At 61.7% G+C, this 11,109-nt stretch carries 10 protein-coding genes; all 10 read right to left on the reverse strand.

What is annotated here, in order from left to right:
* Nucleotides 1–6: 6 nt before the first annotated feature.
* Nucleotides 7–1,308, reverse strand: a complete 1,302-nt coding sequence (locus tag BMY38_RS00825) for a flagellar hook protein FlgE (RefSeq protein ID WP_092758873.1) — start codon at nt 1,306–1,308, stop codon at nt 7–9.
* Nucleotides 1,309–1,430: 122 nt separating this feature from the next.
* Nucleotides 1,431–2,237 (reverse strand): flagellar motor protein MotB, encoded by an 807-nt coding sequence (locus BMY38_RS00830; RefSeq protein WP_092758875.1) that lies wholly within the window; start codon nt 2,235–2,237, stop codon nt 1,431–1,433.
* Between the two features lie 56 nt (nt 2,238–2,293).
* Nucleotides 2,294–2,836, reverse strand: coding sequence for a pyridoxamine 5'-phosphate oxidase family protein (locus BMY38_RS00835; RefSeq protein WP_092758877.1), 543 nt, complete (start codon nt 2,834–2,836; stop codon nt 2,294–2,296).
* The gene (locus tag BMY38_RS00840) at nt 2,829–3,845 is read right to left on the reverse strand and encodes a lipocalin-like domain-containing protein (RefSeq protein ID WP_092758879.1); all 1,017 of its coding nucleotides are present in this window, start codon (nt 3,843–3,845) and stop codon (nt 2,829–2,831) included. Before BMY38_RS00840 ends, BMY38_RS00835 begins: the two co-directional genes overlap by 8 nt.
* Nucleotides 3,835–6,210, reverse strand: coding sequence for an ABC transporter permease (locus BMY38_RS00845; RefSeq protein ID WP_092758881.1), 2,376 nt, complete (start codon nt 6,208–6,210; stop codon nt 3,835–3,837). The genes BMY38_RS00840 and BMY38_RS00845 overlap by 11 nt, the downstream gene beginning before the upstream one ends.
* Nucleotides 6,211–6,219: 9 nt before the next feature.
* Complete coding sequence (locus BMY38_RS00850) at nt 6,220–6,873, reverse strand: ABC transporter ATP-binding protein (protein ID WP_092758883.1); 654 nt, start codon at nt 6,871–6,873, stop codon at nt 6,220–6,222.
* A gap of 84 nt (nt 6,874–6,957) precedes the next feature.
* On the reverse strand, nt 6,958–7,689 hold the full coding sequence (locus tag BMY38_RS00855; RefSeq protein ID WP_092758885.1) for a proteasome-type protease: 732 nt from the start codon (nt 7,687–7,689) through the stop codon (nt 6,958–6,960).
* Nucleotides 7,690–7,814: 125 nt separating this feature from the next.
* Nucleotides 7,815–8,636, reverse strand: coding sequence for a transglutaminase family protein (locus tag BMY38_RS00860; RefSeq protein WP_092758887.1), 822 nt, complete (start codon nt 8,634–8,636; stop codon nt 7,815–7,817).
* Nucleotides 8,633–9,574, reverse strand: coding sequence for an alpha-E domain-containing protein (locus BMY38_RS00865; RefSeq protein ID WP_092758889.1), 942 nt, complete (start codon nt 9,572–9,574; stop codon nt 8,633–8,635). Before BMY38_RS00865 ends, BMY38_RS00860 begins: the two co-directional genes overlap by 4 nt.
* A 75-nt stretch (nt 9,575–9,649) precedes the next feature.
* Nucleotides 9,650–11,077, reverse strand: a complete 1,428-nt coding sequence (locus tag BMY38_RS00870) for a circularly permuted type 2 ATP-grasp protein (protein ID WP_092758891.1) — start codon at nt 11,075–11,077, stop codon at nt 9,650–9,652.
* Nucleotides 11,078–11,109: the final 32 nt, after the last annotated feature.

Consider the following 11,109-nt stretch of genomic DNA (forward strand, 5'->3'; position numbering starts at 1 on the left):
GCACAATCAGCGCTTGATGTTAGTCGTTTCCTGCAACATCTCGTCGACAGTCTGGATAACCTTCGCATTCGAATTGTAGGCTCGTTGCGTCTGGATGAGCTGCGTCAGCTCAGAAGCGACGTCGGTAGCGCTTTCCTCGCGCGAGAAGCCGATCACATCGCCGACCGGGCCGTCGCCGGCGTTCCAGAGATAGAACGCGCCGCTGTCGGACGAGACCTGGTAAGTCTGATTCGCCAGAGGCTTGAGTCCGTTCGGGTTCGGAACATCGACAATCGGGATCTGATAGAGCGTCTTGGTGAACCCGCTGTCGTAAATGGCCGAGAGCATGCCCAGCGCATCAACTTCGATCGATGCAAGATTGCCCACCGGAGAGCCGTTTTTGGTGATCGACAGCGGTGCAAAGGTGTCCGATAACTGAGACAGGCCACGCGCTTCCAGCGGGCGCCCGATGTCCAGTTCCAACGCTCCACTCTGTGCACCGACGGTGATCAGACCTGTACCCGCGTCATAAGCGCCTACAGAACCTGTCGTGACACTGGAAATCGTGCCGCCATAGTCGCGTGTATCATCGAATTGCACGGTGAATTCGCCGACCAGCAGACCGCCCTGAGCCGCATCATTGACCTGAATGGTCCATTCGTTGCTGGATCCGCTGGCCGGGATTGTCGGAACGAAGGTGATATCCAGGTTCTGCGCCTGACCGAGATTACCGAAATATTCGAGCGCCATCGTACGCGATCCGCCGCTTGAATCGAAAGACGTATCGGTCGCCGGCAGGTTCACACCGAGAGAAATTCTCGTCGTGGCATCCCCCTCGAACTGATTGGCATCGACTCGCACGGGCATCAAGCCGCCCATGGTGTCACGTGCATAGCTTGGAATTCCGCCATCCTGATTTGCAGGCCAGCCCAATAAAGCCTGGCCGCTGGCCGTGCGAAGGATACCGTTGGCATCGGCGCGAAATGATCCCGTTGACGTCATTCGCAGCGGGAGATCACTGGATCCCGACGCCACCGCCGTGATCGGTGTCACCGGCAACATGCCCCGGCCCGTAACCGAAAGATCGGTAGGATTGTTCGTTGTGATCAGCGTGCCGCGCTGTTCTACGGCGCGACCGGTGGTAACGCGCACCCCGCCCGCAGAATAAGCACCGCGACTTTGATCCAAAACGAGGGAATGGAAGTCCGCCGTCGATCGCTTATACCCAAACGTGGCCGAATTCGCGATGTTATCGGAGATGGTAGCCAGGCGGCTGGCGTTCACATTCAAGCCCGTGACACCTGCATTGAGGGAAGAGGAAATCGTCATCGGCGGTCCTTTCGGTATCTCGGTTTGGTAGCGACATTGAGTCGTCTTCGCCCGACCATGGCGGACGAAGTCTTAAGGGCCTGCTAATGGCAGTGGCTTTTGTTCGTCATAGCCGCCGTCATTTATCGTCTCGGCGCCACCCGGTCGCGTAGGATAATGATTTCAATACGATTGTTACGGCTGGACAGCGGATCGGAGGCGACCGGCCGACGGTCGGCATGCCCGGTTACACGCACGACCCGCGCATCGGACACCCCTGCAACGGGCAAAAGGCGACGCACGGCATCAGCGCGACCATTCGACATCCGCCAGACCTGTGGCCGTCGTGTGACGACCGGCTCGGCGGCAATGAACGACGCAATGGCAATGGCGTTGGGACGGGCGCGAAGCTGACCCCCTACCGACCGGATCAACTTGCGTAAAAGTGGCGTCGGGGCAACGCCCTCGAACAGGGGTGAGCTGGGCAGGTCGAAAAACTCGATTACCAGTCCTTCGTCGCTCAGCCGCACGGAAACGTGGCGCAACATCTCTTCGTCAAGCAGACTGTCGCCGCCTTTACCAAAGATCGCGGCCTCAACCGCCATCAGCTCGGCATCTTCGACGGTCGTGCCATTAGCTTCGGACGAGGTGATGCCGCCCCGACCCAATTGCACCTGACTGGCATCGGCAGACATCGACCGTCCGCCCAACGCGCCTTCCCCACCGCCGGATACGCGGCTGACGGCTATGGTCGGGCTAAAATAGTCGGCAAGCCCCTTGCGTTGCTTGTCGGTCGTCGCATTGAGCAGCCACATCAGCATGAAGAACGCCATCATCGCGGTCACGAAATCTGCATAGGCCACTTTCCAAGCGCCGCCATGATGACCACCCGCGATCACTTTCTTGCGCTTGACAATGATTGGTCTTTTGTTGTCGTCCTTGTCGGCCATCCTCATACCTCCGCCAGTCTGGTCTAGGGGCAAGAGATGAAGAATCTGTTAGCGGTTCAGGGTGCGATCCAACGGCCAACCGTGCCCGTGAAGACCGCACGACGGTGTGGGTCATGGGAGAGCGATACGGCGTCGATCACGCGAACACACCCCGATAATACAATAAAGCGTTCGATTTCTGGCGTGCGGGTCACATCTTCCGGCGCATCGACCGTATCGCCGGGGGCGGGGTCGGTGCCATAGTTCAGGCGGGATGACGGTGGCACCGTAGACCAGCGGGCGGGATCTGCGGGCAGGAGTGTCATCGTCAGCGTCAGCCGCACCTGGAGCTGCGCTGCGGCATCCCATAACAGGAGCGCGGCTCTTGGATCGCGGGACAACGCACGAACCTTGGCGGTGCGCAGGTCGGAATGAACCTCGACGGTACCCGCATCCCGGTCCGCCGCCCGCAACCCGACCGTCCGCGCCTCGGGTCCATCGGTACCGATCGTCGCCAGAGTGACAAATCGGAACGGGTCGTCCGACACCCGCGCGCCACGGGCGAGACGGCCCCACACGTGCGTCAACAGATCATCCAACTGTCCGAACGGGTCACTCATAACCCGTCATCTCCAGATATCCGGTCGCGGTATGGGTTCCGGTAGCCGTGACCGGACCTTCCCAATAGGGAAAGAGCGTGGCCTGCCAACTGTCTGGGTTCACCGCATCAACCGTCAAATCGATGTCCCGATCCGGCAGGGCCAGCCGCCAGCGCACGGGCACGTTGCGCCCTGCGACCGTCGCAGTCTCCAGCGGCTCTGCGATCAGAGCATCGCCATAGTAGGGCGACATCGTGCCATCCGCTGCAATGTAGGAGGCATAATGAAACCCTTCCCCGCCGCGCAGCGAAAACGCCATCAGCCGCGCGCCGTCGTCCAGGTACAGTGAGAACCAGTCCCATCCCTCCTGATCGGCCTCCAGCGGTTGCGACGACCACTCCCTGTCCAGCCAGCCCTTGCCGGTCACGGACACCGGCCCGTCGGGCAGGTCGAGCGTTCCGGTCACGTCGTAGAACGGTTGCGAATAGTAGTAGCTGGCCTGCCCCGAGGCGGACTTGACCGAAAAGCCACCGTCGCCGTGAAACACCAGCGGCCCCTGTGCCGTCAGATCCAGCGCATAGCCGACTTCGCCGTTTGACGCCCGCAAGGTCAGCGCATCCAGATCGTCGCCCGCCATCGACCAGTCGTCGATCCAGGCCTCGAAAGGTGCGGGCGTCACACCGGCCTGCCCGACATCGCCGCGTGCGAACCGCTCGCCGGTGTAATGCGCATCCGGCGTCGTCAGGCCGAAATGTCCCATCCAGACCTGAGGCCCCGTGGGCGTCAGGGCCGAACGGAACAATGTCCATTGCACACCGTATTGTTGTCCGTCCGCGTCCTGCACCGACGCCGTCAGATACCACCATTCAATGCGATAATCATCATGTGCGCCTAGGTCGGCAGGAAAATCGAATGTTGGATTTGGTGTCGGAAGGGCAAATCCATCCGCTGCCTGCCCCAGTCCGGCGAAGCCTTGCGCGTGTAGAGGCAAGGCCAGCCACAGAGCCGCGATCAGAGCCCTAACGTTCATGCGCGAATACCTTTACAAGATCGGCGGGCGCCATTCGCCACAGCCGCCACGCCGGAAGTGCTGCCGCCAGCCCCGCTGCGACCATCGACCAGATCGCCAGTGTCAACCAACCGGCTGGATCGGGCAAAAGCGGCAGGCGCCAGCCGAAAGCCTGCACATTGACGACCGCCAGAAGCACCCATGCAAGCGCGATGCCTGTCGGAATGGCCAGAACCGCCGTGAACGCCGCCAGCAACAGCGCGCGTCCCAAATCGGCGAGTGCGATCCGCGACCGGGTCATGCCAAGCGCCCAGACCGGCGCGACCTGCGGCACCCGCATCGCTCCCAGCGTCGTCAAAGACGCCCAGAGCGCAAAGGCCGCCACGCCCAGCGTCAGCACATTCAGCGAAGCGGTGACGGCGAAGGTCTGCTCGAAAACATTGAGCGAAAACGCCTTGATTCCGGCCTGATCCTCGATCCGGCGAGGCGGCAGGTCGAACCGTTCGGTCAGGTCGCGGGCCAGGGCGGGAACGTCCGCAGGATCAAGTCGCAGGCCGAAGGTGGTCGTCACGGCCTCGGGAAAAGTCTGGCGAAACAGCGTGTCGGTCAGGATCGCCTGACCGAGCGGATTACCATAGTCCGAATAGACACCCAGAACCTGTTGTCGCCCCGCGCGCCCCAGATCGACTTCTGCCCCGGCCCACAGACCCGTACGGCGAGCCAGTTGTTCGTTGATCAGCGCACCCTCTCCAGTCGCAAGCCTGTCCCAGACGCCCGGCACTGCATCCAGAAGGGGCCAGTTGTCGCGGAAAGTCGGATGATCGACTTGCCCGAAGACGTCGCCCGTGGCGCCCTCCAGCACCGTCTCCGCCGATGCTACAGGCAGTACGGCATCAACCTTGTCGATGACATAGGCCTGCATCTCCGCCGCTTCTTCTGCATCATTGGCATAAAGATACAGCTCAGATGCCAGCCGCTGATCCAGCCATCCGGTGAAGGTCGCGCGAAAACTGCCGACCATTGTGCTCACGCCGACATTCGCGGCAAGCGCCAGCAGCAGCGCCATCAGCGCAAGGCTCAGTCCGGGAACCTGTTGCCGCGCATCGGCCCAGAGCCATTGCGCCACGGCCCCCCTGGCCCGCGACGCGCCCACAGCCAGCACGCCGGACAGCATTGGCGGCAGCAGCAGTGCGGCCCCAAGCAACAGCGCGCCCAGACAGACAAATCCTATGACCAGTCCGTTTCCAAACAAGGCCAGAGCGCCTGCGACGATCAGCAATCCGCCCCCCCCGATGCCCTGTCGCATCAATGTCGCGGCCCGCGCGCGGGCCCAGGCACGCGGCATGGCGGGGGCCAGAACCGGCAGGCGGACAAGTTGCCAGAGGCTCTGTCCGCCTGCGACAGCCAGCCCGATGCCCGCCATCGCGAACCCCGACAACCACCAGACTGGCGAAAGGGACAGGGTGTCCGCGACGCCCGCACCATACAGCCCAGACAGCGTTGCTGCGACACCTGGCAGCAGGAGCGCCGCAACAAGATAGCCCAGCAGGATGCCCAACGTCCCCGAAATCAGCGTGAAGGCCGCCAGTTCGACGGCCAGCAAGAAGGTCAACCGCCGCGCAGGCAATCCAAGCGCGCGCAGGGTCCGGAACAGGGGGCGACGCTGTTCGAATGCGAGACCAATAGCGGCGTGGACAATGAACAGGCCGACCGCGAAGGCCAGCAATCCAAAGGCCGTCAGGTTCAGGTGAAAGCTGTCGGTCAATCGCGCGATATCACTGCTGCCCGTCGGCTGCACCAGCCGTGTATCCGGGAACAGATCGGTCAATGGCCTTAAATCGGGCCGCACGCCGGGCAGGACCATAAGGCGCGACACTTCCTGCGTTCCAAGAATTGCCTGCGCCGCTGCGATATCCGCGATCACCAGACCCGGGGCCAGGTCGGGCGCAATGCGCGCTTCGGGCCATCCTTCGGGCAGCGTGACATCCGGCGCGACAAACACCAGATCGCCGGTCAGGAAACCGGTCAATGCGTCTTCGGGCGACAGATCCGGTGTCGCGGCCGATGGAGGTGCGGTGAACGGGTCGATGCCCAGAAGGCGCAGATGAGTGCCGGGAACCCTGCCTTCGATTACGGGGGTCACAGGCCATCCGGCCCGCCGCGCCGTGGCGAAATCCGCCAAAGTCAGCGGTCCTTCCAGGCGCGGCAGAGCATCCTGCCCCAGTGTCGCGGCGGCGCGGGCGTAGGACAGGCGCGCCTGCGCGTTGATTGCCTGCACACCGGTCCAGAGGCCCGTCGCCAGCGCCAACCCCACCACCAGCGTCAGCAATTGCAGTGGATGTCGTCGCCAATGCGCAAGCAGTGCGTCCAATGCTGCTCTATTCATGGCGCACCCTCATGTGATCCGGCCCGCGCGCAGATGCAGGCGGTCGTCCAGCATGGCGGCCAGCCGCTCCGAATGCGTCACCATCAGAAAGCCCGCGCCTGTCTCGACCGCCATGTCACGCATCAGCGCCATCATCGCATCGCCCGTCGCCTCGTCGAGGTTGCCCGTCGGCTCATCCGCCAACACCAGTCGGGGACGTGCCGCCAGCGTGCGTCCTATTGCGACCCTTTGCTGCTGCCCACCCGACAATTGTTCGGGGAACCGATGCAGGTGATCGCCCAGACCCAGCCTTTCGGCCAAAGCGAAGATATTGCCGGGGTCCCGCCCGGCAAGACGCGCATGGAATGTCAGGTTATCGGCCACATTCAGCGACGGGATCAGGTTGAACTGCTGAAACACCAGGCCGACAGTATCGCGTCGCATCGCCGCCCGCGCGCCGTCTCCCATGGCGGCAATGTCCTGGCCTTCGACCAGAATGGTGCCGCTGTCAGGTATATCTAACCCAGCCACCAGATGCAGCAGCGTGGACTTGCCCGACCCGCTTTCACCCGTCAGGGCCAGTGTCCGGCCCGCCGTCAGATCGAAGGACACGTCCCGCAGAACAGGCTGCGGGCCATCGGTGGTCTCAAAGGATTTCTCGACGGCGCGCACGGACAAAAGCATGTGCGGACGGTAGCGGAGAGGCCTGCGACTTCAACATGCAAAGCGCCGCAGGGTGCAGCCTTTGGGGCCGCTCCGGGCATTTATTCAGAGGTTGACGTCGGGCAAGCTGTCGAAGGCCTGCCGCAAGGCATCGGACCAGCCGTCCGAGACGGCGCGCCAATCCTCGTCGGTGTCCAGAATGCGCCGCGAATACCCCAGCTTCAGACTGTCGGTTTCGTAGATTTGCAGATCGAGCGGCGTTCCCACGGACAGGTTGGCGCGAATGGTCGAATCGAAGCTGACCATCAACAGCTTTACGCCCTGGGCGAAATCCATGTCGTTGTCATAAGCGCGCACCAGAATGGGACGGCCGTACTTGGTCTCACCGATCTGGAAAAACGGCGTGTCGGTCTGGGCCTCGACGAAATTCCCCTCGGGGTAGATCATATAAAGGCGCGGCGGACCGCCTTTTACCTGTCCGCCGAAGATCATAGTGGCGTTGAACGTGCTGCCGGCATTCGGACCGCCTGCCCGCTGCTGCGCGATCACGTCCTTCAAGGTCTGGCCGATCAGGCGCGCGGCCTGAAACATCGACGGCGCGCTCATCAATGATGGATCACGTTCGGAGGGCGCCAGATTACGTTCCTCCAGAAGGCTGACAACGGCTTGGGTCGTAGCCAGGTTACCGGCGGTCATCAGCATTAGCGTCCGCTCGCCCGGCTCCTCCCAGGTATAAAGTTTGCGATAGCTGGAGATGTTATCGAGGCCCGCATTGGTGCGGGTATCGGCGAGGAAGACGAGGCCGCGTTCGAGTTGCAGGCCAACGCAATAAGTCATGGGATCAGGTCCAGAATGAGGTCGCGGCTACAGGTCAGCCTTGGCAGCGATTGTGTCAAGCAATCGTGTCAAATTTCACGGAATGACGCGATTCATCGGCCACAGCTTCACCATTTTCGCAACCCTCAGGCCTCGGAAACCGTGACCTTAACGTCCATCGACTCGACACCAAGGCCCTGCCGAATACCCGAGATCGGAGCGGCGTCCGAATAATCGAGTCCGGTCGCAACCCGCACATAGCGGTCATCGGGCGAATATCCGTTCGAGATATCGAACCCGACCCAGCCCAGTCCTTCCAGATGTGCCTCGGCCCAGGCATGGGTGGCATCCTGCTCGTCGCGGTCGTTCATCCGCAGATAGCCAGAAACATAACGTGCGGGATAATCCAGCAGGCGCGCGCAGGTGACGAAGATATGCGCATGATCCTGACAGACGCCAGAACCGACGGCGATTGCATCCTCTGCGGTCTGATGCACTTCGGTGGTGCCTGTGTCATAGCCAACCGCTTCGCGGATCGCGGCGGACAGCGCATGCAGACGATCGAGAGGGTCTTCGATCTCGCGGACATCGCGGGCCAAAGCCATTGTACCGCTGCCGCGTCGCGTCAGATCGGTGGGCCGCAGGAACATCCACAGCGGCATGTAACCCCCCTGATCTCCGATAACGCCGGCCTGATCCTGCACTTCAACGATACCGTGGGCGGTGATCGTCACATCGGTCCGGCCCGAGTCTACCGACACCAGTTGCGTGGTGTTGGCGTGGGCGTCATCGAACGACACCTCGATCTGACCGCCGTCGATGTCTGTCACCCAGTCCACGACCTGCTGTCCGGGTCGGCTTTTGGGTATCAGGCGCAGTTGCTGAAGGGCGTAAGTGACCGGCTCGGACCAGCGATAGGAGGTCACATGGCGAATGGCTAGGCGGGATGTTCTGGGGGCATCCGTCATTGCGAAAACCTGTAGTCGAGTTCGATCTGCACCGCCAACTCTCCGTTCCGCCTGAGGAAGTTCTGAAGAAACTGGTGTAAGCCGTTCTCGAAAATGGTTTCGATCGTGGCGTGGTTCAGATCCTGGCACATCGCTTCGGCCATGTCGTGGCTGGGCATTCTGATACCATAGTCGGACTCAAGATAGCCCAGGTTATCACCGATCTTGGAATAACAAAACGCCAGCGACCGCGGCATGCGGCTATCCAGTGTCAGGAATTTCGCGATGTCGGCAGGCTTGCGATTGCGTCCATGCACCATGCGGAAGGCACCTTCGGCGGACACCGAGCGGAGGATCATTTCCCACTGGGCATTGTCGAGCGTCGATCCAACCCCGGCGGCCGATGGCAGCAGAACGTAATACTTAACATCCAGCAGACGCGCGGTGGCATCGGCCCGTTCCAGAAAAGTACCCAATCGAGCGAAGTCATAAATGTCGTTTCGCAGCATCGTACCGTGCAGCGCACCTCGCACGAAGGCCGATCGCTGCTTGATGACCCCCAAAGTGCGCGGCAGATCGCGGGGAATGACCTTGCGCGACAGTTCGCTGCACAGCGTCATCCAACATTCGTTTACCGCCTCCCAGACTTCGCGGGTCAGGGCAGTGCGGACAAGGCGCGCATTCATCCGGGCACCTTCGATACAGTTCAGGATTGACGAATGATTGTCCTTGCCACGCAGAATCCAGTCGACCACCTGTTCACCCGTGACATCGTCGTGGTGCGCCTTGTAGGAAGCGGTAACTCCCGCGGTCTTGAGTACCGAAGCCCATTCGCTCTCGGCGCGATCGGGACGGGTCAGGGCTATTCGCTGACCGGTCTCGACCAGTCGCGCAAGGTTTTCCGAACGCTCCAGATAACGGAACATCCACGCCAGGCCGCCCGCGGTTTTACCCAGCATGGTCAACCTCCCGGATCAGGGACACGGAAATATCGTGTGCGGTCGGGGCGCAACGGCTCTGGGCAGGGTTTCCCATCAGTCGTCCTCCAGCACCCAGGTGTCCTTGGTGCCTCCGCCCTGGCTGGAGTTGACGACCAGCGAGCCCTTCTTGAGTGCCACGCGGGTCAGACCGCCGGGTGTGATCTCGATTCCGTTTGGGGACACCAGGACGAAGGGGCGCAGATCGACGTGTCGCGGCGTGAGCCCGGCCTTGCTGAAAATCGGACAGGTCGAAAGCGCCAACGTCGGCTGGGCGATATAATTCGACGGGCGCGCTTCCAGCTTGGCCCGGAACTCGCGGATATCCTTTTTCGACGCTGTCGGTCCGATGAGCATACCGTAGCCGCCGGAACCGTGGACTTCCTTGACGACCAACTCCTCGAGATTGTCGAGGACATGCGCGAGGCTGTCGGGGTCCGAGCAGCGCCAGGTCGGCACGTTTTCAAGCATCGCCTTTTCGCCGGTATAGAATTCGACGATATCGGGCATGTAGCTGTAGATCGCCTTGTCATCCGAAACCCCGGTGCCCGGCGCATTCGCAATCGTGATCCCGCCAGCCCGATAGACGTCGAAGATACCCGGTACGCCCAACTGACTGTCGGGGCGAAAATTCAGCGGGTCCAGATAATCGTCATCGACCCGTCGATAGAGCACGTCGATGGTGCGATAGCCCTCGGTCGTCCGCATTGCCACACGCCCGTCGACGACGCGCAGGTCGTGACCTTCAACCAGCTCCACGCCCATTTGATCGGCAAGGAAGCTGTGTTCGTAGTAAGCGGAATTATGGATACCCGGCGTCAGCACGGCGACGACAGGGTCCTGGTCGCACCGACGCGGCGCGGAAGCAGCAAGACTGGAATGCAGTGACTGCGGATAGCGGCTGACGCGTTGGATGCGGTTCTTTGCGAACAACTCGGGAAACATGTGCAGCATCGTCTCGCGATTTTCGAGCATGTAGCTGACGCCCGACGGAGTACGGGCATTGTCTTCGAGAACGTAGAACTGATCGGGACCCGTGCGAACCAGATCGACGCCGACAATATGGGTATAGATGCCGCCCGGCGGATCGACTCCGATCATCTGCTGCAGGAAGGCGTCGTTGCGGGCAATCATCTCAACCGGCAGCACGCCGGCACGGACGATCTCCTGGCGATGGTAGATATCGTGCAGGAAAGCGTTCAGCGCCCGCACACGCTGCTCGATGCCCCTCGACAGTCTCGCCCACTCACGTGCTGCGATAATCCGGGGCACTATGTCAAAAGGGATCAAGCGTTCGCCCGCACCCGCTGCGCCATACACGTTGAAGGTGATGCCGGTCAGACGGAATACGGCTTCGGCTTCGCGGGCCTTGGCGCGCAGGTGAGCGGGATCTTCCGAAGAGAACCATGTCTCGAAGGCTTGATAGGCATCGCGCACGGATCTGTCGGATCTCAGCATCTCGTCGAAAGGGGATACATCGCTCATTCGCACAGGATGCGAGGACAAAACGACAAAGG

It is taken from the genome of Jannaschia helgolandensis, assembly GCF_900109285.1.
Lineage (GTDB): Bacteria > Pseudomonadota > Alphaproteobacteria > Rhodobacterales > Rhodobacteraceae > Jannaschia > Jannaschia helgolandensis.

Bases quoted from the DNA above. Each gene is read 5' to 3' on its own strand.
- BMY38_RS00850 (WP_092758883.1), bottom strand. From the start codon at position 6,873: ATGCTTTTGTCCGTGCGCGCCGTCGAGAAATCCTTTGAGACCACCGAT.
- BMY38_RS00845 (WP_092758881.1), bottom strand. From the start codon at position 6,210: ATGAATAGAGCAGCATTGGACGCACTGCTTGCGCATTGGCGACGACAT.
- BMY38_RS00830 (WP_092758875.1), bottom strand. From the start codon at position 2,237: ATGGCCGACAAGGACGACAACAAAAGACCAATCATTGTCAAGCGCAAG.
- BMY38_RS00860 (WP_092758887.1), bottom strand. From the start codon at position 8,636: ATGACGGATGCCCCCAGAACATCCCGCCTAGCCATTCGCCATGTGACC.
- BMY38_RS00825 (WP_092758873.1), bottom strand. From the start codon at position 1,308: ATGACGATTTCCTCTTCCCTCAATGCAGGTGTCACGGGCTTGAATGTG.
- BMY38_RS00840 (WP_092758879.1), bottom strand. From the start codon at position 3,845: ATGAACGTTAGGGCTCTGATCGCGGCTCTGTGGCTGGCCTTGCCTCTA.
- BMY38_RS00835 (WP_092758877.1), bottom strand. From the start codon at position 2,836: ATGAGTGACCCGTTCGGACAGTTGGATGATCTGTTGACGCACGTGTGG.
- BMY38_RS00870 (WP_092758891.1), bottom strand. From the start codon at position 11,077: ATGAGCGATGTATCCCCTTTCGACGAGATGCTGAGATCCGACAGATCC.
- BMY38_RS00855 (WP_092758885.1), bottom strand. From the start codon at position 7,689: ATGACTTATTGCGTTGGCCTGCAACTCGAACGCGGCCTCGTCTTCCTC.
- BMY38_RS00865 (WP_092758889.1), bottom strand. From the start codon at position 9,574: ATGCTGGGTAAAACCGCGGGCGGCCTGGCGTGGATGTTCCGTTATCTG.